At 66.4% G+C, this 26868-nt stretch carries 22 protein-coding genes; 13 read left to right on the top strand and 9 right to left on the bottom strand.

All coding sequences use genetic code 11. The features are described from left to right. Positions 1 to 94: 94 nt before the first annotated feature. From HG262_RS20915 to HG262_RS20895, 5 genes are all read left to right on the top strand, one after another. A complete protein-coding gene (locus tag HG262_RS20915; protein ID WP_169272868.1) occupies positions 95 to 982 on the top strand; it encodes an SDR family oxidoreductase in 888 nt (295 codons plus the stop codon). Beyond that, complete coding sequence (locus HG262_RS20910) at positions 979 to 2496, top strand: AMP-binding protein (protein ID WP_169272846.1); 1518 nt, start codon at positions 979 to 981, stop codon at positions 2494 to 2496. Before HG262_RS20915 ends, HG262_RS20910 begins: the two co-directional genes overlap by 4 nt. 96 nt (positions 2497 to 2592) lie before the next feature. After that, positions 2593 to 3576, top strand: a complete 984-nt coding sequence (locus tag HG262_RS20905) for a tripartite tricarboxylate transporter substrate binding protein (protein WP_169272845.1) — start codon at positions 2593 to 2595, stop codon at positions 3574 to 3576. 165 nt (positions 3577 to 3741) lie between these two features. Beyond that, positions 3742 to 4656, top strand: coding sequence for a pirin-like C-terminal cupin domain-containing protein (locus tag HG262_RS20900; RefSeq protein WP_169272844.1), 915 nt, complete (start codon positions 3742 to 3744; stop codon positions 4654 to 4656). Positions 4657 to 4849: 193 nt separating this feature from the next. Continuing rightward, entirely contained in the window at positions 4850 to 7063 is a 2214-nt protein-coding gene (locus HG262_RS20895; protein ID WP_169272843.1) for a TonB-dependent receptor, read from the top strand. Between the two features lie 72 nt (positions 7064 to 7135). On the opposite strand, the gene HG262_RS20890 is transcribed toward HG262_RS20895, so the two are convergent. The 4 genes from HG262_RS20890 to HG262_RS20875 form a co-directional block, all read right to left on the bottom strand. Then, entirely contained in the window at positions 7136 to 7735 is a 600-nt protein-coding gene (locus HG262_RS20890; RefSeq protein WP_169272842.1) for a hypothetical protein, read from the bottom strand. Positions 7736 to 7976: 241 nt separating this feature from the next. Next, complete coding sequence (gene acnB / locus HG262_RS20885; protein ID WP_169272841.1) at positions 7977 to 10568, bottom strand: bifunctional aconitate hydratase 2/2-methylisocitrate dehydratase; 2592 nt, start codon at positions 10566 to 10568, stop codon at positions 7977 to 7979. A gap of 223 nt (positions 10569 to 10791) precedes the next feature. Further along, positions 10792 to 11706 (bottom strand): FxLYD domain-containing protein, encoded by a 915-nt coding sequence (locus HG262_RS20880; RefSeq protein ID WP_169272840.1) that lies wholly within the window; start codon positions 11704 to 11706, stop codon positions 10792 to 10794. Further along, positions 11696 to 12580, bottom strand: coding sequence for an FxLYD domain-containing protein (locus HG262_RS20875; RefSeq protein WP_169272839.1), 885 nt, complete (start codon positions 12578 to 12580; stop codon positions 11696 to 11698). The genes HG262_RS20880 and HG262_RS20875 overlap by 11 nt, the downstream gene beginning before the upstream one ends. Positions 12581 to 12825: 245 nt before the next feature. Here HG262_RS20875 and HG262_RS20870 point away from each other — a divergent pair, with 245 nt between their 5' ends. Continuing rightward, positions 12826 to 13590, top strand: a complete 765-nt coding sequence (locus HG262_RS20870) for a TSUP family transporter (protein ID WP_169272838.1) — start codon at positions 12826 to 12828, stop codon at positions 13588 to 13590. A 31-nt stretch (positions 13591 to 13621) separates the two neighbouring features. On the opposite strand, the gene HG262_RS20865 is transcribed toward HG262_RS20870, so the two are convergent. The 4 genes from HG262_RS20865 to HG262_RS20850 form a co-directional block, all read right to left on the bottom strand. Beyond that, entirely contained in the window at positions 13622 to 14062 is a 441-nt protein-coding gene (locus HG262_RS20865) for a CBS domain-containing protein (RefSeq protein WP_169272837.1), read from the bottom strand. A 92-nt stretch (positions 14063 to 14154) separates the two neighbouring features. After that, positions 14155 to 15099 carry a LysR family transcriptional regulator gene (locus HG262_RS20860; RefSeq protein ID WP_169272836.1) on the bottom strand — a complete coding sequence of 315 codons (945 nt, stop codon included), beginning with the start codon at positions 15097 to 15099 and terminating at the stop codon, positions 14155 to 14157. 85 nt (positions 15100 to 15184) lie between these two features. Then, on the bottom strand, positions 15185 to 16183 hold the full coding sequence (locus HG262_RS20855; protein ID WP_169272835.1) for an acyl-CoA dehydrogenase family protein: 999 nt from the start codon (positions 16181 to 16183) through the stop codon (positions 15185 to 15187). Between the two features lie 11 nt (positions 16184 to 16194). Further along, positions 16195 to 17343, bottom strand: coding sequence for an acyl-CoA dehydrogenase family protein (locus HG262_RS20850; RefSeq protein ID WP_169272834.1), 1149 nt, complete (start codon positions 17341 to 17343; stop codon positions 16195 to 16197). Between the two features lie 257 nt (positions 17344 to 17600). Here HG262_RS20850 and HG262_RS20845 point away from each other — a divergent pair, with 257 nt between their 5' ends. From HG262_RS20845 to bktB, 3 genes are all read left to right on the top strand, one after another. Then, positions 17601 to 18569, top strand: a complete 969-nt coding sequence (locus HG262_RS20845) for a tripartite tricarboxylate transporter substrate binding protein (RefSeq protein WP_169272833.1) — start codon at positions 17601 to 17603, stop codon at positions 18567 to 18569. Between the two features lie 29 nt (positions 18570 to 18598). Then, positions 18599 to 19399: a crotonase/enoyl-CoA hydratase family protein gene (locus HG262_RS20840; protein WP_169272832.1), complete on the top strand. Its 801-nt coding sequence runs from the start codon at positions 18599 to 18601 to the stop codon at positions 19397 to 19399. Positions 19400 to 19466: 67 nt separating this feature from the next. Further along, positions 19467 to 20648 (top strand): beta-ketothiolase BktB, encoded by a 1182-nt coding sequence (gene bktB, locus HG262_RS20835; protein WP_105556551.1) that lies wholly within the window; start codon positions 19467 to 19469, stop codon positions 20646 to 20648. 86 nt (positions 20649 to 20734) lie between these two features. Here the strand turns inward: bktB and HG262_RS20830 are convergent, their stop codons facing one another. Further along, the gene (locus HG262_RS20830) at positions 20735 to 21508 is read right to left on the bottom strand and encodes an IclR family transcriptional regulator (protein ID WP_169272831.1); all 774 of its coding nucleotides are present in this window, start codon (positions 21506 to 21508) and stop codon (positions 20735 to 20737) included. A gap of 113 nt (positions 21509 to 21621) precedes the next feature. Between HG262_RS20830 and HG262_RS20825 the strand changes: the two genes are divergently transcribed. The 4 genes from HG262_RS20825 to HG262_RS20810 are packed head-to-tail and all read left to right on the top strand — an operon-like array spanning position 21622 to position 26719. Next, complete coding sequence (locus HG262_RS20825; RefSeq protein WP_169272830.1) at positions 21622 to 22425, top strand: enoyl-CoA hydratase; 804 nt, start codon at positions 21622 to 21624, stop codon at positions 22423 to 22425. Then, positions 22422 to 24506 (top strand): acetate--CoA ligase family protein, encoded by a 2085-nt coding sequence (locus HG262_RS20820; RefSeq protein ID WP_169272829.1) that lies wholly within the window; start codon positions 22422 to 22424, stop codon positions 24504 to 24506. The genes HG262_RS20825 and HG262_RS20820 overlap by 4 nt, the downstream gene beginning before the upstream one ends. Before the next feature lie 54 nt (positions 24507 to 24560). Further along, complete coding sequence (locus HG262_RS20815) at positions 24561 to 25529, top strand: tripartite tricarboxylate transporter substrate binding protein (protein WP_169272828.1); 969 nt, start codon at positions 24561 to 24563, stop codon at positions 25527 to 25529. 5 nt (positions 25530 to 25534) lie between these two features. After that, entirely contained in the window at positions 25535 to 26719 is a 1185-nt protein-coding gene (locus HG262_RS20810) for an acyl-CoA dehydrogenase family protein (protein WP_169272827.1), read from the top strand. The last annotated feature ends 149 nt before the right edge of the window (positions 26720 to 26868 follow it).

The raw sequence follows: 26868 nt of genomic DNA, 5'->3' as shown, positions 1-26868 counted from the left end.
CGGGGATTGATATTCTGGGTCCGAACCGCATCGGACCCATCCGTCCGCTGCTGGCATTCCAAACGACAACAGGAGACAAACCATGCCGCAAAGCATGTTCCGGGCGGACTTGTTCCACGGCCAGCGCATCCTCGTCACGGGCGGGGGAACCGGCCTGGGCTACGCGATGGCGGAGCAACTGGCGTCGCTGGGCGCCACTGTCCACCTGTGCGGACGCCGCTTGTCCGTGGTGGAGGAGGCCGCTGCCGCCTTGCGCGCCAGGCATGGCGGCCAGGCGTATGCCCACGCGGTCGACATCCGCGACGCGGATGCGGTCGACGCGATGGTGGCGGGCATCTGGAACACGCACGGGGGCCTGGACGGCCTGATCAACAACGCCGCCGGCAACTTCATCAGTCCGACTGAAAAACTGTCGGCGCGCGGTTTCAACGCCATCGCTGACACCGTGTTCCGCGGCACTTTCTATACGACGCAGGCCGTGGGCAAACGCTGGATCGCCACCGGTGCGCAGGGCGCGGTCGTGTCCATCGTGGTGACGTGGGTGTGGACCGGATCGCCGTTCGTGGTGCCCTCGGCCATGTCCAAGGCGGGCATCGACGCGATGACGAAATCGCTGGCCGTCGAATGGGGGCGGCACGGGATCCGCATGAACGCCATTGCGCCCGGGGTGATCCCCACCGAAGGCGCGACGGCGCGGCTGCGCCCGAACGGCGATGGCCAGGATGCCCTGATCCAGCAGAACCCCATGCGGCGCCTGGGCACCGGCCACGACATCGGCGAACTGGCGGCCTTTCTGCTGGGGCCGGGCAACGACTGGATCAACGGCCAGACGATTGCGCTGGATGGCGGCGACTATCTGGCCAACGGGGCGTACTTCAAGCAGTACTTCGAGTGGACCGAGGAAGACTGGGCCGCCGCCCGCGCCGCGATCGAGGCGCGCACGGCGCAGGACAAGGCCCTGCGTGCCGGGAAGCCGGCATGAGCGGACGGATCATTGCCGGCGACGTTTGCCTGGACCGCGATGCGCTGATCGCCCGCGGCGAACAGGTGGCGGCGGGCCTCGCGGCCATGGGGGTGCGGGAAGGCGACGTGATCGCCGTGCTGCTGCGCAACGGCATGCCCTATCTGGAAATCATCCAGGCCTGCAAGCGGCTGGGCTGCTATTACTGCCCGATCAATTGGCACTACACGGCCGACGAGGTGGCGTTCCTGGTAAGCGATAGCGGCGCGAAACTGCTGATCACCGAAGACGACCTGTGGCGCGGGGTCTGTGCCGCGCTGCCGGCAGACCTGCCCGTGCTGCGAGTGTCGGGCGGCACGGACACCATGTCCGAGGCCGACAATTTCGAGGCGAACGACTACGAGGCGTGGCGCAATGCGCAGCCGCGCCATGACGGGCCGCTGGTCGCGCCGCGCGGCCACATGGCCTATACCTCGGGCACGACGGGCCGCCCCAAGGGCGTGGTGCGCCAGCCCTTCCCGGTGGAGCGGCTGGCCGAACATCTGGCGGCCGTGGAGGCCGTCGTCGAACAGGCCTATGGCTTGCGCCAGGGAAGCCGCGCCTTGCTGCCCGCGCCGATCTACCACAGCGCGCCCAGCGTCTTCGCGCAGGTGGCGCTGCGCGTGTGCGACACGCTGGTGCTGATGCCGCGTTTCGACCCGGTCGAGGTGTTGCGCCTGATCGAGCAGCACCGCATCGACACGATCTATCTGGTGCCCATCATGTACGTGCGCTTGTTGAAGCTGGATGCGCGCACGCGGGCATCGTTCGATTTGTCGTCATTACGCTTCGTGGCGTCGACGGGCGCGCCGTGCGCCCCAGAGCTCAAGCGAGCGATGATCGACTGGCTGGGGCCGGTGGTGCATGAAACCTACGCGTCCAGCGAAGCGGGCATGGTGACCGTGATCGATTCACATGAGGCGCTGGCGAAGCCGGGTAGCGCGGGGCGGCCCATCGGGCCAGCGCAGGTGCGCATCTACGCCGAGGATGGCTCGGTCTGCGCGCCCGGGCAGGTCGGGCGCATCCACGTGCGCCAGCCCGCGTATGCCGACTTCACCTACCGCAACCATCCCGAGGCCCGCCAGGCGGTCGAGCGCGACGGCCTGATCGGGCTGGGCGACCTGGGCTATGTCGACGAGGACGGCTACCTGTTCGTGTGCGACCGCGAATCGGACCTGGTGATTTCGGGCGGCGTGAACATCTATCCGGCGGAAATCGAACACCACCTGATGCAGTACCCGGGCGTGGCCGATTGCGCGGTTTTCGGCGTGCCGGATCCCGAGTTCGGCGAACGCCTGCTGGGCTTGGTTCAACCCGCCCCGGAGGCCGTCCTGGATGTGGAAGACGCCCTGCGATGGCTGTCCGCCCGGATCGCCCGCTACAAGGTCCCGCGCGAGCTTTCCCTGCGCCAGGTCCTGCCGCGCGACGACAACGGGAAGATCGCCAAGCGCCGGCTCAGGGCGGAATTCTGGGAAGGCCACGCGCGCAAGGTGTAGCGGCCACGCGGCCTTTGCGAATGGCCGCCGGCGCCGTCGTCCAGTTCCTTCAGGCAGTACCCATTACAAGAGTCCGTGAAGACTCGGGAGACAAGCATGTCGCAGATGAATCGTTGGTTCGGCCGCGCCTTGGCCGCGATGCTGGTGTGTGCCGCCAGCGTCCCGCAAGCCCGGGCGGCGTTCCCGGACAGGCCCGTGAAGCTGGTGGTGCCCTACACCCCGGGGGGCGCGGCCGACCAGTTGTCGCGCGTGCTGGCCGAGCGCCTGTCGCGCGAGCTGTCGCAACCCGTTGTGGTCGAGAACAAGCCGGGCGCCAACACGATGATCGCCGCCACGCAGGTGGCTCGCGCCCAGCCTGACGGGTACACGATATTTCTGGCCAGTAACGCCAGCATGGTGCTCAACCCTCTGCTTTACCGGAAGATCTCCTATGACGCGGCGCGCGATTTCCGCGTGCTGTCGGTCGTGGCGGAGTTGCCGCTGGTGGTCGTGGCGAATAACGAGGTGCCCGCCACAACGTTGGCGCAGTTCGTCAGCTACGCGAAGGCGCACCCTGGCAAACTGAACTACGCGTCGGTCGGCATCGGCAACCCCTTGCAACTGGCGACTGAACTGCTCAAGTCCCGGACCGGCGTCGACATCGCGCACATTCCGTACAACGGCAGCGCGCCCGCGCTCAGTTCGCTGATGGCCAACGACACGCAATTGATGGTGGATGTCATCAGCACGTCGCTGCCCCTGGTGAAGGAAAACAAGATCAAGGCGCTGGCGGTGACCACGGCCGAACGGCTGCCCGTGTTGCCCGACGTGCCGACCGTCGCTGAAAGCGGGTTTCCGGGCTTCCGCGCGGCGACCTGGTTCGGCGTCGCCGTGCCGCTGGCCACACCCGCCGCCGATGCGCGCGTTTTGCAGGACGCCGTTGCCCGCGTCATGCGCCAGCCGGATTTCCGCGAACGCTTCCAGACATTGGGGCTGGCGATCCAGGCGCCGCGCGACCAGGCGGAGGTCGACAGGTACGTCTCGGAGGACCGCGAACGCTGGGGCGCCGTGATCCGCGCGAACCGGATCACGCTGGACTGAGTCCGTGGCGTCGCTACCGGGGCGAGGGCGAGAAATTGGGGGGATTGCGCGGGGGGCGCGGAACCCATAAGCTTCGCGTCAGCTAGGGCCTGCGCGCACGGAAGGGAGCCTCCTTTTACGTGTGTGGCAGGCCCTAGCGCCACTCCCTCATCAGGCAGCATTTTTTTGACTATCCATCTCAGCAACGTCGTTGCCGGCCAGACCCAGTCCGCGGGCGATGCCTGCACGCTTCGCCCGTTCCTGCACACCGATTTCTCCCATAGCCCGTCGCCCGTCGTCATGGTGGACCACTTCATCATGACCGGGGCGATGGCCGCGCCGCAGCCGCACGCCGGCCTGTGCGCGGCCACGCTGCTGCTGGAAGACGCCAAAGGCGTCATGCAATGCCAGGACAGCGAAGGCAACGATCACGAGGTGCGCGCAGGGGACCTGCACTGGACCGTGGCGGGCACGGGCATCCTGCGCACGCAGCAACCCGCCGGGCCCGCGCGCCTGAATGGCCTGCGCATCGCGTTGAATCTGCCGGACCGGCTCAAGTCGCTGCCGCCGGAGGTCTCGTTGCTTCGCGCCTGGGAGATGCCTGTCATCCAAACGGACGCCGGCCGCGTGCGCGTCGTGGCGGGCAAGCACGGCGGCTGGCAGTCTCCGCTAGCGACCCCCGAGGCACTGATGATCCTGGACGGCTGGCTGCGCCCCGGGGCGACGCAATTGCTGCCCTTGGCGCCCGGCTGGAATGCCTGGATCTACTCGGTGCAGGGGGAGCTGGGGGTGCGTGCCCGCCATTGCCGGAGCGGGGCGCCGCCCTTGCCGAAGCGGCAGGGCGGTGATCCGGACTTTGCCGTTCTGCACGTCGGTTCCGCGTTGGCGGCGTCGGCGCGACCGGCCGACGACGAGGGGGTGCTGCTGCTGATGGCAGGGAAGGCGCCCGCGCATTACGTGCTGATCGCAGGTCCGTTCGTGGACGAACCCGTTTTTCGGCGCGGGACCGTCGTGATGGCCAGCCAACGTGACCTGAGCCGAGCGCTGGCCGCCTATGAAGCCGGCGATTTCGGGAAAATGCGCCAGGATCAAGCGGCTTGACCCTGTAGGCATCAGGGATATCTGTTGCGCGCCGGCAACGATCCGTCTTTCTAAAATAAGGGACGGAATGAGAATGATTCTCTGTTTGATACCATTTCCGGCATAAATCCTCCAAGATTCCGTGCGTGACCCCTGCGGGATGTTGCGTTTCTTTGCGCAACGACGCGCTTCTCTTGCCTCTCGTGATCCCGATATGAAAATCAGAACTCTTGCCTGCATGGCCGCGACGCTGCCGTGCCTGGGCGTCGTCTACGGTCAAACTGCCCCCGAAACCCAACCCGCCGCCAATGGCTCCGTCGTGTCGATGGAGGCCATCAAGGTCGAAGCCAGCGCTGATGCCTCGGCCGGCGGCCTGGCGGCGCCTTTCGCGGGCGGCCAAGTCGCCACAGGCGGCCGCGTCGGCATTCTGGGTACCCAAGACAACATGAGCACGCCGTTCAGCATCACCAGCTACACGAACGAGCTGATCCAGGACAAGCAGGCACGCAGCGTGGGCGACGTGCTGCAAAACGATTCCGGGGTGCGGGTGGCGCGCGGCTTCGGCAACTTCCAGGAGTCGTACTTTATCCGCGGCTTCATCCTGAGTTCCGACGACGTGGCCTACAACGGGCTGTACAGCCTGCTGCCGCGCCAGTACATCGCCACCGAACTGTTCGAGCGCGTGGAAGTGCTGCGCGGCGCGACGGCTTTTCTGACGGGCGCGACGCCCGGCGGCGGCGGCATCGGCGGCGTGATCAACCTGGTGCCCAAGCGTGCGCCGAATGAACCGCTGACCCGCGTCACCACCGGCGTGGGCAGTGGCGGCCAGTTCCAGCTGTCGACCGACATTGCGCGCCGTTTCGGCCCTGACGACAGCACCGGCATCCGTCTGAACGCCGCGCAACGCAGCGGCGATACGGGTATCGACGACGAACATTCGCGTACCAGCCTGGTGTCGTTGGGCATCGATTGGCGCTCGGCCGACACGCGTTTGTCCGGCGATATCGGCTGGCAGGAAAACAAGCTCAAGCGCGCGCGGCCGAACGTGACGATGGGCGCCGGCGTCACCAGCGTGCCCGACGCGCCGGACGCCAGCTCCAACTACGCGCAGCCGTGGTCCTATTCCAACGAGCGAGATGTGTTTGGCACGTTGCGCGCCGAGCACGATTTCAGCGACAAGCTGACGGGCTGGGCCGCGTACGGCTTCCGCCGCAGCGACGAAGCGAACTCGCTGGGCAACGTGACGCTGACCAACGGCAGCACGGGCGCGGGCAACTTCTACCGGTTCGACAACACTCGCGAGGACAGCGTCAACACGGGTGAATTGGGCTTGCGCGCCAAGGTGCGCACGGGTCCGGTGGGCCACGAGTTCGTCGTGTCGGCATCCTTCTTCGACCTGAAGAAGAAAAATGCCTACATCATGGATTACGCCAACACGTTCGCGACCAACATCTATGACCCGGTGTCCTACGACAAGCCCGCCTTCAGCGCCGGCGCGTTGCGGGGCAACGACATCGACAACCCTGCGCTGCAAGGGCGCACGCGGATGAGCAGCTACGCCTTTGGCGACACGATGTCGTTCCTGGATGACAAGGTGCTGCTGACCTTGGGCATCCGGCATCAGCGGCTGTCCCAGCGCGACTACGCCTACAACACCGGCAAGGAAAACGGCGCCTATGACGCCAGCCGCAATTCGCCTGCCGCCGGCATCGTCTTCAAGGTGGCGCCCAGCGTTTCCCTGTACGCGAATTACATCGAAGCGCTGGTCGCAGGCCCGACCGCGCCCGCCAACGCGAACGGCAGGCCCGTGCCCAACGTCGGCCAGAGCCTGCAGCCGTACGTGTCCAAGCAAAAGGAAATCGGCGTGAAGTACGAAGGCGACGGCCTGGGCGCCGGCCTGGCGCTCTTCTCCACGGACAAGCCGCGCGCGATGTACAACGCCAGTAACGAGCTGACCACGTCCGGCAAAGACCGCCATCAAGGCGCGGAACTGACTGTCTACGGCGAACCCATCAAGAGCGTGCGCGTGCTGGGCGGCCTGACGTGGCTGGACGCCGAGCAGCGCTCGACCGGCACGGCGTCGCTGGATGGCAACCGCGTGATTGGCGTGCCGCGCTTCCAGGCCAACATGGGCGTGGAATGGGACATTCCCGGCGTGCAGGGCCTGGCCGTGGACGGCCGCGTCGTCTACACCGGTTCGTCCTATGCGAACGACGCCAACACCCTCAAGGTGCCGGGCTGGACCCGTTTCGATGCGGGCCTGCGCTACATGATGGACGTCGACGGCCACGTCGTGACCCTGCGCGCGCGCGTCGAGAACATCGCCAACCGCAACTACTGGTCGTCGGTGGGCGGCTACCCGGGCAACGGCTATCTGGTCCTGGGCGGTCCGCGCACGTTCCTGCTGTCGGCCAGCATGGACTTCTGATTGTGGCCGGCATGAGCCGGCATGCATGAAAAACCCCGGCTTGGTGCCGGGGTTTTTATAAAGACTGCCCCCTCACCAGAACCATCCCCCCCGCGTCAGATCCGCCTCGCAGCTCTTGTACTGCGACGTGAACTTCTCCGCGCGTGCCTGCACCTTTTGCGACACGGTCTTCAACCAAGCCTTGCGGTCGTAGCTGCGGTTGCGGTAGCCGGTCCAGCCTTCGTGATAGTTCAGGTATTGGCCGTAGGCGTCCCACTTCGATACGCCGTTGATGCGCTGCGACTTGCTCATGTACCAGCCCATGAAATCCAGCGCATCGGCGAAGTTGTCGCGGCTGGCGCCCCAACCGCCGGCGTCATTCTTGTAGTCGGCCCAGGTTTCGTCCTTGGCCTGCGCATAGCCGTAGGCGGAGCTGACCCGGCCCCAGGGGATGATGCCCAGGAAGTAGTAGCGGGGCGGCACGGCGTCCTGCTTGAAGGACGACTCCTGGTACATCATGGCCATCGGGACCGGCACGGGGGCGCCCCATTTCTTCTGCACCTTCAGGGCGGCGTCGTGCCAGTCCGGTTTTTCGCGGAAGATCGCGCAAATGTTCTCGGGGTTGGATGGCGGCGCGGTGGCGCAACCGGCAAGCGCCAGCAGTAGCAGCGGCGGCAGCAAAAGCCGGGTCATTGGCAGGCGTCCTCCTGAATAAGGGGGGCGCAGGCGGCAAGCCGCGCCGGTTTAAGGGCCAAGTGTCACAAGGTAGCGCGATTGTATGAAAACGTATCGCCGGAAAAGTTCCGTCCCTGAAATTTTTTGAGGACACGTGCAGCCCCGGGTGCTTCGCGCCAACGCGGGCACAAAGAAAAACGGCCCCGGATCGCTCCGGGGCCGTCGTGCAGGCAGCAGGGCCTGGCTGGGCGTTCGAGGCTTAGACCTCGATCACATCCGCCACGTCCTTGTAGTCCGCGATTTTGTCGAAGTTCAGGTACTGGTAGATCTGGTCGCCGCTCTTGTTGATGACGCCCATATCGCCCATGTATTCTTCCTTGGTCGGAATCCGGCCCAGCTTCGAGCAGATGGCGGCCAATTCAGCCGAACCCAGGTACACGTTCGTGTTCTTGCCCAGGCGGTTCGGGAAGTTGCGGGTGCTGGTCGACATGACGGTAGCGCCTTCGCGCACTTGTGCCTGGTTACCCATGCACAGCGAGCAACCCGGCATTTCCGTGCGGGCGCCGGCGGTGCCGAAGACGCCGTAGTGGCCTTCTTCGGTCAGTTGCGTGGCGTCCATCTTGGTCGGCGGGGCAATCCACAGCTTGACCGGGATGTCGCGCTTGCCTTCCAGCAGCTTGGAGGCTGCGCGGAAGTGGCCGATGTTGGTCATGCAGCTGCCGATGAACACTTCGTCGATCTTTGCGCCGGCGACTTCGGACAGCGTCTTGACGTCGTCCGGATCGTTCGGGCAGGCCACGATGGGCTCGTGCACGTCGGCCAGGTCGATTTCGATGACGGCGGCGTATTCGGCGTCGGCGTCCGGAGCCAGCAGCTTGGGGTCAGCCAGCCAGGCTTCCATGGCCTTGATGCGGCGGCCCAGGGTGCGCTCGTCTTCGTAGCCGTTGGCGATCATCCACTTCAACATCACGATGTTGCTGTTGATGTATTCGATGATCGGTTCCTTGTTCAGGTGTACCGAGCAGCCGGCGGCCGAACGTTCAGCGGAAGCGTCCGACAGTTCGAAGGCTTGTTCGACCTTCAGGTCGGGCAGGCCTTCGATTTCCAGGATGCGGCCGGAGAAGATGTTCTTCTTGCCTTGCTTGGCGACCGTCAGCAGGCCTTGCTTGATGGCGTACAGCGGGATGGCGTTGACCAGGTCACGTAGGGTGACGCCAGGCTGCAACTTGCCCTTGAAGCGGACCAGCACCGACTCCGGCATGTCCAGGGGCATCACGCCCGTGGCGGCGGCAAAGGCCACCAGGCCCGAACCGGCGGGGAACGAGATGCCGATGGGGAAGCGGGTGTGCGAGTCGCCGCCGGTGCCGACGGTGTCGGGCAACAGCATGCGGTTCAGCCACGAGTGGATCACGCCGTCGCCCGGGCGCAGCGAGATGCCGCCGCGGGTGCTGATGAATTCCGGCAGCGTGTGGTGCGTCTTGACGTCCACGGGCTTCGGGTAGGCGGCGGTGTGGCAGAACGACTGCATCACCAGGTCTGCCGAGAAACCCAGGCAAGCGAGGTCTTTCAGTTCGTCGCGGGTCATCGGGCCGGTCGTGTCCTGGCTGCCGACCGAGGTCATCTTCGGTTCGCAGTAGGTGCCCGGGCGGATACCCTTGCCTTCCGGCAGGCCGCAGGCGCGGCCGACCATCTTCTGGGCCAGGGTGTAGCCGCGGCCGGTGTCGACCGGGTCCTTCGGCAGGCGGAACAGCGTCGACGGGGCCAGGCCCAGCGCTTCGCGCGCCTTGCTCGTCAGGCCACGGCCGATGATCAGCGGAATGCGGCCGCCGGCGCGCACTTCGTCGAACAGCACGTCGGATTTGACTTCGAATTCAGCGATGACTTCGCCATTCTTGATGGCCTTGCCTTCATACGGACGCAGCTCGACGACGTCGCCCATTTCCATCTTGGACACGTCCAGTTCGATCGGCAGCGCGCCGGCGTCTTCCATCGTGTTGTAGAAGATCGGGGCGATCTTGTTGCCCAGGCACACGCCGCCAAAGCGCTTGTTCGGTACGAAGGGGATGTCTTCGCCCGTGAACCACAGCACCGAGTTGGTGGCCGACTTGCGCGACGAACCCGTGCCGACCACGTCGCCCACATAGGCGACCAGGTGGCCCTTTTCCTTGAGCGATTCGATGAACTTGACCGGGCCGCGCTTGCCATCTTCTTCCGGTTCGAAGGCGGCGCCGTCGCGCTTGTTCTTCAGCATCGCCAGGGCGTGCATCGGGATGTCGGGGCGGGTGGTGGCGTCAGGCGCCGGCGACAGGTCGTCGGTGTTGGTTTCGCCCGGCACCTTGAAGACGGTGATGGTCAGGCTTTCCGGCAGTTCCGGACGGCTCGTGAACCACTCGGCATCGGCCCAGCTTTGCAGCACGGACTTGGCGTTGGCGTTGCCGCCGTCGGCCTTTTCCTTCACGTCATGGAAGGCGTCGAACATCAACAGGGTCTTTTTCAGCGCATCGGCGGCGATGGTGCCGATTTCCGCATCATCCAGCAGGTCGACCAGCGGGCCAATGTTGTAGCCGCCGAGCATCGTGCCCAGCAGTTCCGTCGCCTTGGCACGGCTGATCAACGCACAAGCTTCCTTGCCCAGCGCCACGGCGGCCAGGTAGGACGCCTTGACCTTGGCGGCATCGTCCACGCCGGCCGGCACACGGTAGGTCAGCAGTTCGACCAGATTCTGCTCCTCGCCAGCAGGCGGGTTCTTCAGCAGTTCGATCAGTTCAGCGGTTTGTTTAGCCGTAAGGGGCAGCGGGGGAATCCCCAGAGCCGCGCGTTCGGCAACGTGTTGGCGGTAATTATCCAGCATGTGAGGCCTGCTCAAAGTCGGGTTGGAAGAAGGGTTGTTGGCGGAATTGTAGAGGGAAGACGGGGGGCAGGCAAATGTCTTATATCTTATATAAGACTTGAGTTGATAGCTGTTGCTTACGGGCGACGGCGCGCAGGGGGGCGGTGCGGGGCGGGCAAGCAAAAGGCGGCCTTGCGAGCCGCCTTTCCATAGAGGCGCGCCCGAAGGCGGCGCGGTGCCAGGCTCAGCGTGCCGTAGCGTCGTAGACCAGGCCCACCCGGGCGAAATTGCCGCCGTATTGTTTGACTTGGGCTTCGAACGGGGCAGTTTCGCCCGGCTTCAGCTTGGGCAACCGCAGTTCCTTGAACGTGGCCCCGGACACCTGGTCCTGGGCGTCGTACAGGGTGATCCAGACCCGCACGTTGTCGACCTCCGCCTGGTCTTCATTGCGTACCCGGCCGTGGACCGTGACGTACTTGTAACGGTAGCGGTAGCTGAAATTGAGGGTGCCGGTGCCGACGTTGGCCTCGGTGTTCTCCACGGAGACGGCCAGCTTGGGGCGGGGGCCGGGCAGCGCGGCGCGCTTGGCCGGCCGCCAGTCAGGCTTGATCTCGGTCACGCGTTCATAGCGGCCGCCGGGCATCGCCACCGTCACCCGTTCGCCCGGATACAGGTGGGTGGGCAGTTCCCAGTCCTGGCGCAAGTCCACCGCGCGCGACCCGTCGAACACGGCGATCTTCACCCGTGGCGACAGGGCGACGTAGCGATCGCTGGTGTTGACGAGTTCGGCATACAGGACGGGGCGTTCGATTTCGTCCAGCAGGCGGCGCGGCGCGGACAGGCTGAACGCCTTGGGGTCGAACAGCGCAAAATCGGGGTCCAGCAGTTCTTCCGTGGTCAGGCGGACCTGGTCGATGACCCGGGCATTGGCCGGGCTGACCCGCACGATGCGGCTGGCGGGGGCCGCCTCCTTGGGCGCATCGTCCTTGCCCGGGGCCGCGGCTTGCGGCGCGGCTTTCGGGGCAAATTTCTGCGCGATCCAGGGGCCTGCGGCCGTGTGCTTGTATAGCGCGAAGCCGATCGCGGCCAGGATGATCAGCGCAAGTCCGGCCTTGGCCGGCCAGGACAGGGATGTCGCTTCGGGGCGGTCAGCTTTCACTTTGCACCATGTAATCGTAGGACGCGACATTGCCGTCGCCAAGCATCTCGCAGCGCACGTCGAACGACGTCAATGCGCCGGGCGCCAGCGGGCTGGCAGTGCCGTAGCCGTTGCCCGTGCCGATCATCGCGCCGTCCTCGCCGTACAGGATGACGGTGATCTGGGTGCTGTTGGCCTCTGTCGCGCCCTGATTCTTCAGCAGGCCGACCAGCCGGTAGGCCCCGTCGTTGCGCACGAGTTGCACCTTGCTGGGCGCCACATTGTTGGTCTTGCCGCGCGCGGGCGACGGCGTGGCAACCTCCAGCGCGTAGCGGCTATAGGCCTTGTCCGGCACCGAGATCAACACCGGGGCGTATTCGCCGGGTTGCAAGGTCCGAGCCGACGGCGAACTCCAGGACGACGACAGCGTCAATTCGCCCTGGAAAAACGTGGCGGTCACGCGCGGCGCGTCGATCTTCCTGCCGGTCTCGTTGCGCATCATCATGACCAGCTGCTTGCGGCCGCGTTCCTGCGTTTCGCGGACATCGGTCAGCTTGACCAGCGAGGCATCGATCGGCGGCGGCTGCACCGGACGGTGCGGCGCCGGCGAACTGCCCGAACTCAACAGCGAGGCCACCAGGGGGATGGTGATCACCGCGGCCACGGTCAACGCGATGGCCGCGAGCACCGCGGGCTTCACTTGCGGCGCCTGGTTGGGCTGCTGCATGCCGCGCAGGATCTTTTCCAGCCGCTGCGCGACGTCGTCCTCCACCAGCGTCAAGGCGTGGCAGTGGTTGCATCGGTATTCGTTGGGGGCCAACTTGGTGAACTGAGCGCTGCCGCACGTGGAGCAGGTCAGGGTCACGGTGTTGATCGTGGTGTGTTTGGGCGTCATTCAGGCAAGGTCAAACCGGCTAGGACGGACAGGGCGGCAAGGATAGCGGCAGTCCGTCGGGGACAGGTTCAGGGACGCTTCCATTTGTGACAAGATATGTGATTCGACCGTCCGGGGGCCTCGGGGGGAAGGCCCCCAGCGCGGTGATATCATCGCCGCGGCAGGCCGCCTCCACGGGGCGGCCCAGCGATAAGAAAAACACGCGCCGCTATGCAGGCGGCCCGGCGACAAGAAATTCCCTACGCATGAGCATCTCCCAACATCTGCTGTTCCTGGTCTGCGTGGCGCTTGCCACGTATGCCCAGACCATGACCGGCTTCGCCTTCGGGCTTGTGCTGCTGGGGCTGTCGGGCGTGTTCCAGCTGGCGTCGGTGTCTGAAGTGGCGAACGTGGTCAGCGTGCTGTCGCTGGTGAATGCCGCGGTGACGCTGGCGCGCGCCAAACCGCAGGTGAACTGGTCGCTGATCGGCCCGGCGATGGCTGCCAGCCTGGTGGGAGTCGGCGTGGGCGTGGCGGTGCTGACCTGGATCAGCGGGTCGACGACGGTGTTTTTGCAATTGCTGCTGGGCGTCACGATCCTCGCGTGCGCCGTCTTGCTGGTGGCGCGCGCCAAGCCGCTCGAACGGCTGTCGTCCAAGGCGTCTTTCGTGTTCTTCGGCGGGATATCGGGCGTGCTGGGCGGCTTGTTCTCAAGCGCCGGGCCGCCAATGGTCTATCACTTGTACCGCCAGCCCTTGCCGCTGGCGTCCATCCGCAACAGCCTGCTGGTGCTGTTTTCGCTGAACGCCTTGGTGCGTCTGAGTCTGGTGACCGGGCAGGGGGCGTTCATGGCGTCGTCGTTCTGGCTGAGCGTGCAGGCGTTTCCGGTCGTGATCGGCGTGACGTGGGTGGCGCGGCGTTATGGCACGGCGGGCTCGATGAAGACCATCAAGCGCATGGTGTTCGTGCTGCTGCTGGCTGCGGGACTGGGGCTGATCGTGCCCGCGGCACGGATCCTGGCGGCGGGCTAGCCCGCGCCCGCCAGGTCCGCGGCCAGGGGGGTCAGGCGTGGCCGCCGCTGATGTAGCGCTCCAATTCGTGGATGATGAACTTCTGTTCGCTCATGACGTCCTTGACCAGATCGCCGATGGACAACAGGCCGATCAACTTTTCGTCGTCGATGACCGGAAGATGGCGGAAGTGCCGTTCGGTCATCATGGCCATACAGTGTTCCCGCGTATCGCCGGGGCCCACGTAGTAGACCGAGTCCGTCATGATGTCGCGCACTTTCGTGCTACGCGACGAGCGGTCTTGCAAGACGACCTTGCGGGCGTAGTCGCGCTCGGACAACATGCCCAGCACGGTATCGCCTTCGACGACGACGACCGCGCCGATGCTGCGTTCGGCCATGGTCTTGATGGCGTCGTACACCGATGAATCCGGTGAAACCGTCACGACGGAGTGGTTCGGCTTTTCCCTGAGAATCTCAGCAACTGTCTTCACGATGTGCTCCCGAATCGCTGGCAAGGTTCAAACGTGGACCGCGCGCCGCACTTCCAGCCCCGCGAGGTGCCGTGGCGCAGCCATGCTCCATCCTAAGCCTGCCGGCCACCTTGCCGCAAGCGCGGCACCGGATATTTGGCAGGCTTGTCGCGGAATGCCTGGCTGGCCATCTCGCGCAGGTTGCGCGCGGCGCTGCGTTCCGTGTCGGGATTCCATGCCAGCGAAATGCCGATCGAGGCGTCGGCGGGAAAGTCGGCCAGCGTTTTATAGACGACGTTGGGTCCCGGATGGCGCCGGCTGCCGGCGGGCACCAGCGCCACGCCCAATCCGCTTTCGACCAGGCTCAGCAGCGTCTGCACCTGCACCGCTTCCTGGGTGATGCGGGGCGTGAAGCCGCGCAATTGGCATGCGTTGATCGCCGCCATCCGCAAGCCGGCCGCCTCGGTTGCGGTGTACATGATGAACGCCTCGTCCGCCAGGTCGGTCAAGCGGATGCGGCCGCGCCGCGCCAGCGGATGCCCTTTGGGCACGGCCAGCGCGAAGTTCTCGGTGGTCAGCGGGGCCAGGCGCACGTTCGACCCCATGGCCACCGGCACGCGCACGATACCGACCTCCAGCGTGTCCTCCGCCAGATCCTGCATGATGCGGATCGATGTCGCTTCGCGCAGCACGACGGTCACGCCGGGATAGCGTTGGCGGAACAGGGGCAGGATGCGCGGCAGGATACCGTGCGTGGCGGACCCGACGAAGCCGATGCGCACGGTGCCGCCTTCGCCCGCGGCGCCGGCGCGCGCAGCCAGCTTGAACTGCTCGGCATGGAATAGGGCGCGACGCGCTTCATCCAGGGCGGCCAGGCCGGCTTCGGTCAATTGCACGCCCTGGCGTCCACGGACGAACAACGGCACGCCCACCATGTCTTCAAGCTTGCGGATCGAGACCGACAGCGGGGGCTGAGACATATGCAGCTTCTCCGCCGCGCGGTGGAAGTTCAGCGTCTCGGCAAGCACCAGGAACTGCTGTAGATGGCGGAAATCCATAAGGGCGGCCCGGGAGGATGGTTGCCCTGGATGATACGGCGCGCGTATCGATTGCGGCATGCGTGCTATCCCTTCGATATTGGCCTCATCCCGGGACGCAGAGTGCCGTGCGCAGGTAGGTCAGGGCATCTGCGTCGTTCTTCAGCGCATGGGCGCCGATGCGTTCGTGCCAATAGGATTCCGACCCGCCCGCCGTCCGCCATTCGCGCAGTCGCCGGGTATACAACTGCAAATCGTATTCAGCGGTGACGCCGATGGCTCCATGCACCGCGTGCGCGATGTCGGCGACCAGCGGTGCTGCCTGGCTGGCGCGCGCCTTGCCCATCGCGGCCAGCATCGCTCGCGGTCGCCCGCCAGCGCCCTGGAACACCAACTGCGCGGCCATGCGGACGGCCCAGACCTGTTCGGCCATCACACTGATCTGCTGCTGCACGGCCTGGAAACGGCCGATGGGTTTGCCGAACTGCGCCCGCGTATTGGCGTAGTCCAGCGTCAGCGCCAGCACCCGGTCCATGGCGCCGGCCATCAAGCCGGCATAGGCGGCGGCGGCCAGCTCGTCCAGCGGACTGCCGTGGCCCAGGCATTGCGCGTCCGCCATCATCCACGAGGCTTCGCCGTCCAGGCTGCCCTGCACGCCGTTCGGCTGGACGCGGCCATTCTGCGTGGCCAACAGCCAGGCTTGCCCATTGATATGCGCCAGGACGTTGTCGGCCGCGCGGATCCACGGTACGTTGGCGCCTGCGACGCGGTTGCCCTGGATCGACAGGCCGTGCGGGGCGATGGCGATCGATCCTGTCGGCCGTGCGCGTCCGGCGGCGGCAAGCCAGGCACGCGCCAGCATCGTGTGCGCAATCGGATAGGGGCAAAGATGGCGGCCGGCCGCCAGCATCACGGGTAGCGCATCGGGCAGGTCCAGCCCCGCGCCGCCCTGCGCCTCGGGCACCAGCGCGTCGGCAAAGCCGGCGTCTTCGCAGGCCTGCCACGCCGTGGCGATCGGTTGGCCTTGTTCGATGCCGCGAATCAATGCGGGCGTGCACGTCTGGGCGAACAGGCGTTCGGCGGCGTCGCCAAGCAAAGTGTCCATGATGATCGTCCTTATCGAAGGCCAAGACCGCGGGCGATGATGCCGCGCAGGATTTCGCGCGTGCCGCCGCGCAAGGAAAACGTGGGGCTGACTTGTTCCAGATAGGCCAGGGTGCGCAGCAGCGGCAGGGGCGGCGGCATGTCGGGGCGGCGTCCCAGTGCGTCGCCGATCAGGCGCGGAAGGGCTTGTTCAAGCTCGGTGCCCAGATCTTTCACCAGCGCGGCCTCGGTGGCCGGACTGCCGCCTGCCGCCAGCCTGCCCGCCACCGCCAGCGACATGGCGCGCAGAACAGCCATCTGCGACAGGATGCTGCCCAGGGCGGCCCGGTCGCTGGCGTCATGCGAGACGGTCCGGCATTGTGTCAGCCAGCATTCCAGCAGGGCAATGCTGGAATACAGACGCTCGGGGCCACTGCGTTCAAACGCGAGTTCGGCGTTGACTTGCGCCCAGCCCGCGCCTTCCGCGCCGATCAGCGCGTCATCCGCCAGCTCGACATTGTCGAAGAAGACCTCCGAAAAATGCGAATCGCCGGCCAGGTCTTTGATGGGGCGGATGGACACGCCAGGCAGCGACAGATCCACGATCAGCTGCGACAGCCCCTGGTGCCGGTCTTCAGGCGAACCCGACGTGCGGACCAGCGCAATCATGTAGTGTGAGCGGTGCGCATTGGTGGTCCAGACCTTGCTGCCATTCAAACGCCAGCCGCCCGCAACGGGCGTGGCGCGGCTGCGGATGCTGGCCAGGTCCGAACCGGATCCGGGTTCACTCATGCCGATGCAAAAGAACGCCTCTGCGCGGCAGATGCGGGGCAGGTAGAAGTCCCGTTGCGACGACGTGCCGTACTTCAAGATCAGCGGCGCGCTTTGGCGGTCGGCAATCCAGTGGGCCGAGACCGGCGCGCCCGCGCCCAGCAGTTCTTCGGACAACACGAAACGGGCGAAATGACCGCGGGCCGCGCCGCCGTGCTCGCGGGGCAAGGTCATGCCCAACCATCCGCGTTCGGCCAGTTGGCGGCTGAACGCCGCGTCGAAACCCATCCATGACCGCGCGCGCTCGTCGGGTTCCAGCCCATCCAGCGTATCGGACAGGAAAGCGCGCACGTCGGCGCGCAAGGCTTCATCCTCGGGCGGGATGGCGGTCAATTCCAGCGTATCAATCATGGGCGCTCCGAAGCGGAAGGGCGCCCCGCAGCAGGGCGTCCTCGGCCACTATCACGCCGCGTGGCGACAGCCGTCCAATATTATTTGTTGGATATTTGATACTAATTTCGTATCGGTGGCGGCCCGGTGGGTGATACGTGGCTGGTATCGCTTGCGCAAAAATTAATATTAGACGCGACCTGTCCGTGTACCTACGCTGCCTCCTGCGCCGTGCCGCGTCCAACGCGCCAAGCGACGATAACAACAGGAGACAAGCAATGAACAAGCTGATGCGCCTATTGGCGCTGGCAGGCGCGGCATGGCTGGCGCTGTCCGCGGCGTCGGTCCAGGCCGCTTACCCCGACAAGGCCATCCGGCTGATCGTGTCGTTTCCTCCGGGCAGCGGCACGGACAGCAACGCGCGCTATGTCGCAAAGAAAATGGAAGAAAAGCTCGGCGTGGCCGTTACGGTGGAAAACCGGCCGGGCGGCAACAGCTTTATCGCTGCGCAGGCGGTCGCCTTGGCGGAACCCGACGGCTACACCCTGCTGCTGGCCAGCAATTCGCCGGTGGCGACCAACGCGGCCATGTTCAAGCACTTGCCGTATGACCCGGTGAAAGACTTCGCGCCCGTGGCGCGTCTGGGTTACGGCGCGATGGCGCTGGTAGTCAAGGCTGATGCGCCCTACAAGACAGTGGCGGATCTGGTGAGCGCGGCGCGCCAGCGTCCGGGCGAGCTGAATTTCGGCAGCGGCAGCGCGTCCTATCAAATCGCTACCGAACTGTTTCTGGCCATGGGCGGCATCAAGGCCAACCACGTGCCGTATCGCGGCGCGGCTCCCGCGTTGACGGACCTTGCGGGCGGGCAGGTGGACTTCGTGTTCGCGGATTATGGCGCCGTGATTCCCTTCCTGCAGAGCGGCCGCATGCGTCTGCTGGCGGTCACGGGAGACACGCGGCTAAAGAGCGCGCCCGATACGCCGACGTTGCAGGAATCGGGATTTCCGGGCTATTACATGGTGAACTGGACCGCGGCGTTTGCGCCGGCCCGCACGCCGGCAGCTGTCATCGACAAGTTGGCCGGCGTGCTGCTGGAGATATTTCGCACGACGGACGCTGTCGAGTTCATGGCGCGCACGAACTGGGAGGTATTCCCCGTAGGCCCGCAAGAACTGGGCGTGTTCCAGCGCGACGAAATCCGCAAGTGGGACGAAGCCGCCCAGCGCGCCGGCATCCCGAAGCAATAGCACGCAACCCTGCATACAAGGAGAAAGGCATGACGGAACTCGTGCATTACGAGCAAAGCGCGGACGGCGTCGTAACGCTGACGCTGGACGATCCGGCCACGCGCAATGCGCTGACCGGCAGCGGCATCGTGGACCAGTTGCTGGCCGCGTTCGCGCGCATCGAGCGGGATCCTTCCGTGCGCGTGCTGATCCTGACGGCAGCGGGCAAGGTGTTTTCGTCTGGCGGCAATATCAACGACATGCAGCGGCAGATCGGCCCCGAGGTCGGCAGCGCCGCCTTGCGCCAGGAGTACCGCCACGGCATCCAGCGTTTGCCGCTGGCCCTGCATGCGCTGGAAGTGCCGACGATCGCGGCCGTCAACGGCCCGGCCGTCGGCGCGGGTTGCGATCTGGCTTGCATGTGCGATGTGCGCATCGCCGCGGAAGGGGCGACGTTCGCGGAAAGTTTCGTCAAGCTGGGGATCGTTCCGGGGGACGGCGGCGCGTGGTTCCTGCCGCGGCTGATCGGCTCGGCGCGGGCGGCCGAGATGTCGTTCACCGGGGACGCCATCGACGCGGGCACGGCGCAGGAATGGGGGCTGGTGTCCCGCGTCGTGCCGGCTGTTGAACTGCTGCCTGCGGCGCAGGCGCTGGCCGCGCGCATGGCGGCGAACTCCCCCGACGCGGTGCGGCTGACCAAGCGCCTGCTGCGCGAAAGCCAGCATGTGCGGCTGGACACCTTGCTGGAGCTGTCGGCCGCGTATCAGGCGCTGGCGCACAAGACCCAGGCACACGCGGATGCGGTGGGCGCCTTCATCGCGCAGCGGGCCGCGCGCAAGCCCCGCGCCTGACGCCGGGGTCGTTCCGGGGGGCGGCGGGCCGGCGGTATGATGGAAAGCACTACAAGGAGGAAACACCATGAATGAAGTCATCGTCGCTTCGGCCGTCCGCACCGCCATCGGCGACTTCGGGGGCGCGCTGAAAGACGTGCCGCCGTGCGACCTGGGCGCCACCGTCATCCGCGCCGCGCTTGAACGCGCCGGCGTCAAGGGCGACGAGGTCGGCCATGTCGCGGTCGGCCACGTCATCAATACCGAACCCCGCGACATGTACCTGTCGCGCGTGGCCGCCATGAATGCCGGCATCGCCAAGGAAACGCCCGCCTTCAACGTCAATCGCCTGTGCGGTTCGGGCCTGCAGGCCATCGTGTCGGCGGCCCAGACGATCTTGCTGGGCGACGCCGAGATCGCGATCGGCGCAGGCGCCGAAAGCATGAGCCGCGCGCCCTACATCGTGCCGTCGCAGCGCTGGGGCGCCCGCATGGGCGATAGCGTCATGCTGGACATGATGACGGGCGCATTGTCGGATCCGTTCGGCCGCATGCACATGGGCGTCACGGCCGAGAACGTGGCGGCCAAATTCGGTATCAGCCGCCAGGACCAGGACGCGCTGGCCGCCGAATCGCATCGCCGCGCGGCAGCCGCCATCGACGCCGGCTACTTCCGCGACCAGATCGTGCCGGTGGTGCAGAAGACGCGCAAAGGCGAAGTCGTGTTCGACACCGACGAGCACGTGCGCCGCGATGTCTCGGCTGCCACCATGGCCACGCTCAAGCCCGTTTTCCAGAAGGAGAACGGCACGGTCACGGCGGGCAACGCCTCGGGCTTGAACGACGGCGCGGGCGCCGTGGTGCTGATGAACGCCTCGGTGGCCGCCAAGCGCGGCATCAAGCCGTTGGCCCGCCTGGTGGCGTACGCCCATGCGGGCGTCGATCCCGACATCATGGGCATCGGCCCGGTGCCGGCCACGCAGGCGGCGCTCAAGCGCGCCGGCCTGACCGTGGACCAGCTGGACGTCATCGAGGCCAATGAAGCCTTCGCGGCGCAGGCTTGCGCCGTGTCGCGCGAACTGAAGCTGGATCCGGCCAAGGTCAACCCGAACGGCAGCGGCATCGGCTTGGGACACCCCATCGGCGCCACCGGCGCGATCATCACCGTCAAGGCGCTGCATGAACTGCAGCGCGTGGGCGGGCGCTATGCCCTGGTGACGATGTGCATCGGAGGCGGGCAAGGCATCGCCGCCATTTTCGAGCGCATTTAAGGCCGCCCCAAGCCCGGCCGCAAGCCCGAACGGTCCAGGCGTTTCGCCCGGACCGCGTTCCGCCACCCCCGGCGGAACGCGCCGCCTCAGGCGTGGCCCAGGTAGTCCTGGGCCCACGCCAGGCATTCGGCGCGCAGCAGCGCGCCCATCTGTACACGGCGCGGCCCATCCAGCCGGCTGCTGATCGCCCCGAAGCTGAACGCCACCCAGGTCAGTTCCGACACTGGAAACGCGACCCCCACGCCCGACACGCCCGGCGTGATCGTGTCGACGATCTCGGAGTACCCGGCCGTGCGCGTCTGCTTGACGGCCTTCATCAATGCGCTGCTGGTGACGCCGATCTGCGCGTAGCTTGCCGCGTGCCTGGCGTATAGCGACGCGATGTCCTCGTCCGGCAGGCTGGCCATCAGCGCCAGCCCGCCGGCGCCCACACCGAGCAGGCGGCGTTCGCCCTGGTCGATGGTGAACACCTTCACCGGAAACGACCCGGCTTCCCGCAACAGGCACAGCGCGTAGTCGCCCTGGCGGATCACCAGGAAAACGGTGTCGCCGGACAGGCGCGCGAGCTTTTGCGCGAACGGCCGCAGCGCGTCCAGCAAGGGCGTGCGCCGCAGGGCGGCAAACCCCAATTGCATCGAATCCACGCCGAGGCGGTAGCGACGGTTGCGGTGGTCGCGTTCGGCGAACTGCTCTTCCAGCAGGCAGCTCAGCAGGCGGTGCGCCGTTGAGCGCTCCAGCCCGGTGGCGCTCATCACGCCCTGCAGGTCGATGCCGTCTTCCTGGTGCTGCGCCAGCACGCGCAGCAGCCCTAAGGCGCGGCGCATGCTTTGCGTGCCGCCGGTGGCAGTTGGTTTGTTCATATTGTGGGAAATATTTATTGAATATTTTGTATTCTAGGATTTGGGGTGCGTTAATTCAATCCAGTCGATCCGCGCCGGTGTCGAGCGCGGACATTGCAAGAGACGAGGAGACTATGGAATACACCACCCTGGCCATCGAGCAGTTTGACTCGGTATGCCGCATCAGCCTGGCGCGCGAATCCGCGCGCAATGCCCAAAGCCAGCAGATGCTGGACGAACTGGACGACGCCCTGACGCGTGCCGAGCAAGACGATTCCGTGCGGGTTGTCGTGCTGGCCGGCCGCGGCGCGCATTTCTCCGCGGGCCACGACCTGAAAGAAGCGCAGGCCAAGCGCGCCGACTTCACGGTGGAAGAGCGCTGGGACTACGAATCGCGCCGCTATTACGGCTATTGCCTGCGCATCTGGGACTTTTCGAAGCCGACCGTCGCGCAAGTGCAGGGCGCCTGTGTCGCCGGCGGATTCATGATCGCCAACATGTGCGATCTGGTGGTGTGTTCGGACACGGCGTATTTTTCGGATCCGGTGGGCCATACCCTGGCGGCCGCCGCGACCGAGGTGTTGATCCATCCGTGGGTGATGGGGCTGCGCAAAGCCAAGGAAATGCTCTACACCGGTGAGAAAGTCGATGCGCAGGAAGCGCTGCGCATCGGCATGGTGAACCGCGTCGTGCCCGAGGCCGAGTTGGACGAGGCGACGCTGGCGCTGGCGCGGCGCATCGCCCAGGCGCCGCCGTTCGGCCTGCGCCTGATCAAGCGGTCGCTGAACCGCACCGCGGACGCCCAGGGGTTCCGCACCGCGCTGTCGGCGCACTTCGACACGCATCAGCTGTCGCATCTGAGCGAGGAATTCCAGGCGGTGCGCGAGCGCGGACTGGCCCAGGCCATCCAACGCAACAAGAAGGGCGAAACGGCATGAGGACGGCCCTGGATTGCCTGTTGAACCCAGGGTCCATCGCCATGATCGGCGCCAGCGCGAACGCCGGCCGAATCGGCGGCATGCCCCTGGAGCTCTTGACCCGCTTCGGCTACGCCGGTGGCATCTATCCCGTGAACCCGAAGTACCAGGAAGTGTTCGGCAAGCGCTGTTGGCCCGACATCGAGGCCGTGCCCGAGGCGGTGGATCTGGCGGTGCTGGCCATCGCCGCCGCCGAGGTCACGCCCATGCTGCGCCGCTGCCACGCCCGGGGCGTGCGCGCCGCCATCGTGTATGCCGCCGGGTTTGCCGAGGCGGGCGGCGAGGGCGTGCGCCTGCAGGACGAGATGGAAGCCTTCGTGGCTGAAAGCGGCATGGCCGTGGCGGGCCCGAACTGCATGGGCTTCGCCAACCTGAACACGCAGGCGCATACTGCGTTCGCCTCGGTCTTCAAGACCGCGCCGGCGCAAACCGGACCGGGCGTCGTCAGCCTGCTGACGCAAAGCGGCAACGTCTGCGCGGCGGTATACGCGATTGCGCGCAGGCTGGACTTGCCGTTTTCGCATTTCATCAATACCGGCAATGAAGCGTGCCTGGATTTTTCGCAATACCTGGAATACCTGGCCGCCGATCCGCAGACCGAAATCGTGCTGGGTTATATCGAGCAACTGCGCGACGGCGGCCGCTTCGTGCGCGCCTGCCGCGAGCTTGAACGCCAGGGCAAGCTGCTGATCGCGCTGAAGGCGGGCAACACGGACAAGGGCGCAGCGGCCGTGCGGTCCCACACGTCCGCCTTGGCCGGAGACCGGCGCGTGTACGCCGCGGCCTTCCGGCAGTTGAACGTCATCGAGGCCACGGACTTCGCGCAGATGGCCCATCTGGCCAGCCTGGCCACGCTACGTCACCGCAGCGCGGGTAAACGGGTGGCCGTGCTGACGATGTCGGGCGCGCTGGGCGCGATCCTGGCCGACAAGTTCATCGGCGCGGGGCTGCACTTGCCCGATCTGCCCGCGTCCTTGCAAGCCGTGCTGCGCGGCGGGATTCCCGATTACGGCATGGTCGGCAATCCCGTGGACGTGACCGGCAATGTGGTCAACGATCCCGACTTCGTGCGTACCGTGCTGCAGGCCCTGGCGACGACGGACGCGATCGACGCAGTGGTGGTCTATGCCCCCGGCTACATGCTGGACCGCATGGCGGACGCGCTGGCCGAGGCCTCGCGCCAGCACCGGCGCCTGTTCGTCGCGATCGATACCGGCCTGGCGCAAAGCCGCGCTGCCTTGCGCGCGGCAGAAGTCGCCGTGTTCGAAGATCTGGGGCAGGCCGTGTCCGCCCTGGCGCCGTACCTGTTGTGGTGCGAGGCGCGCGGCGCCAAGCGCATCGCGCCGATGCCACGCCTGGAGGCGATGCCTGCGCCGGCGCTGCCCTGCAATGAAGTCGATGCGCGCGCGTATGTCGCCGCCTTCGGATTGCCGCAGGCGCGGGCGCGTGTGGCGCGCGACGCCGGCGAGGCAACGGCCGATGCGCAGGCGGCGGGTTATCCCGTGGCGCTGAAGATTCTTAGCGCCGACATCGCGCACAAGACGGAGGCCGGCGGCGTGGCGTTGGCGCTGGCGGACGACGCGGCGGTGCAGGCGGCCTGCGGCCAGGTGATCCAGTCTGCCAGGCAAGCGCAACCCGATGCGCGTATCGATGGCGTGATGGTGCAGAAGATGGAGCGCGGCGTGGCCGAGATCATCGTGGGCGCCACGCGCGATCCGGTGTTCGGCCCCGTCCTGACCGTGGGCCTGGGCGGTGTGCTGACCGAGCTGTACCAGGACACCAGCCATCGCCTGCTGCCGGTGGACGAAGACATCGCCTTGCAGATGCTGCACGAACTCAAGGCGTTTCCGCTTTTGGACGGCTACCGAGGCAAGCCCCGCGCCGATCTGGCGGCGGCGTGCCGGAGCATCGTGGCCGTGGGCAACGCCCTGCTTGCGGCGCCCGCGGACGTGGCGGAAATTGAAGTCAACCCATTGCTGATCAAAGAGGCGGGACAGGGCGTCGCAGTGCTGGACGCGTTGATCCTGCCCGCAACCCCGTAGCGCGCATACGCAATCACGCGGCCGCGCGCAGCGTATCCCCAGGAGGAGACAAGCATGATGAAGAGACTATTGGCCGGCGTTGCGCTGGCCTGCATCGGCGTCGCGAACCCGGCGCTGGCCCAGGACCCCTTTCCCAGCCGGCCCGTACGCATCGTGGTGCCGTTTTCGCCCGGCGGCGCGGCGGACATCATGAGCCGGCTGCTCGCCGAGCGCCTGACCGCAAAGCTGGGGCAGCCCGTGATCGTTGAGAACAAGCCGGGCGGCGGGACGATGATCGCGTCCGACTACGTGTCGCGAGCGGAGCCGGATGGCTACACCTTGCTGATGGCGGCGTCCTCGCTGGGTATCGCGCCCAGCATCTACGCCAAGGTCAATTACGACCCCATCAAGGACTTCGCGGCGGTCAGCCAGGTGGCGTCGGTCGTGCACGTGCTGGAAGTGCATCCGTCGATCCCGGCCAAGAACGTGGGCGAGCTGATCGCCTACCTGAAGGCCAATCCGGGCAAGGTCAGCTACGGTTCGGTCGGCACCGGCAGTTCGACGCATCTGGAAGCCGAACTCTTCAACAGCATGGCGGGCGTGCAGATGGCGCACATCCCGTACAAGGGCAGCGCGCCCGCGCTGAACGACCTTGTGGCCGGGCGCATCCAGGTGATGTTCGATGCATGGGCGTCGTCGGGCCCCTTCGTCAAGGACGGCAAGCTGCGCGCGCTGGCCGTGACCACGACGCGCCCGTCGGCGTCCGTGCCGGATCTGCCGACGGTGGCGGCGTCGGGTCTGCCGGGCTATTCGGCGATGCCGTGGTTGGGGTTGGTGGCGCCCGCGCGCACGCCGCAGCCGGTGATCGACAAGCTCTACCAGAATCTCGCGCAGATCCTCGCGCAACCCGATGTGAAGGCGCAGTTCGTAGGCCTGGGGCTGGACATCATCGGCAGCGATCCCAAGACGTTTTCCGCCTTCATCCGGCAAGACGTGACCACCTGGGCCAAGGTGGCGCGGGAATCCAACATCCGCCTGGAGTAGTAGGCATGAGTCGTTTGCAGAACGCGGCGCAGGATGACGCCGCTTTCCGCCAGGAACTGCGCGCCTGGCTAGCCTTGGCCTATGCCGCCTTCGCCCGGGATTGGCCGGGCGGGGCCGCCCCGCACGACCTGGATTTTCGGCGCGCCTGGGAAGACACCCTGTGCGCCAATGGCTGGTCCGGCCTGGGCTGGCCCGAAGCGTATGGCGGGAAAGACCTGCCGTTGTCGCGGCAGGCCGTGTTTCACGAAGAGCACGCGCGCTGCGGCGCGCCGTTGGGCGTGAACCTGATCGGCCATGGCATTCTGGCGCCGACGCTGCTGCACTTCGGCACCGAGGCGCAGAAGCGGCGTTTCCTGCCTGGCATCCTGGCCAACCGCGAGGTCTGGTGCCAGGGTTATTCGGAACCGGGCGCCGGCTCCGACCTGGCGTCAGTGCGCACGCGGGCCGAACCTGTGGCGGGCGGCTATCGGCTGAACGGCCACAAGATCTGGACGTCGTTCGCGGACCGCGCGCAATGGTGCTTCGTGCTGGCGCGCACCGATCCCCAGGCGCCCAAGCACCGTGGCCTGAGTTTCCTGCTGGTGGACATGGGCAGCCCTGGGGTGCGGGTCGAACCTATCCGGCAGATCACGGGTGAAGCCGAATTCTGCGAGGTGTTCTTTGAAGACGTCTTCGTGCCGCACGACCTGTTGCTGGGCGATCCGAACCAGGGTTGGAAAGTGGCGATGGCCGCCGCCAGCTTCGAGCGCGGCACCTACTTCATCCCGCGGCTGGTGCGTTTCGCGCAGGAACTGGATATGGTGCGCCGCCTGGCGTTGCGCCCCGATGTGTACGGGCACGTGCCGGCCTCGTCGGCCGCCGTGCGCCACAAGTGGGCGCGGCTGGCGGCCGACGGCCATGTGCTGGCGTTGAAGTCGCAGCGCGCGCTGGCCGGCGCGATGCGGGGGGACCCGCCCGGCCCGGAAGGGTCGTCCACCAAGATCCATTGGAGCGAGGCGCACCAGCGGCTGCTGGAACTGTCCATGCAATTGCTGGGTGAAACCGCTTGCGTGGCGGAAGGCGCCGACGAGCAAGCGGCGGCGCTGACCCATGCCTATCTGTGGTCGCGCGCGGAAACCATCCTGGCCGGTACCTCCGAGATCCAGCGCAACATCATCGCCGAACAGATGCTGGGCCTGCCCAAGGCCTGACGGCCGATGCGCGTGCGGGCCGCAGTTCGACACTTCCATTGATTCCGATCGTCATGACTCTGCCTTTAACCGAAGACCAGCGCATGCTGCAAGACGCGGCCCAGCGCTTCCTGGCTGAACGCCATCCCCCTGCCGCAGCGCGCGGCGCG

The organism is Achromobacter sp. Bel (assembly GCF_012928505.1).
In the GTDB taxonomy this organism is placed as follows: domain Bacteria; phylum Pseudomonadota; class Gammaproteobacteria; order Burkholderiales; family Burkholderiaceae_B; genus Achromobacter.
The sequence above is the reverse complement of the archived record's forward strand: the minus strand, read 5'-3'. Positions and strand labels throughout refer to the sequence as shown.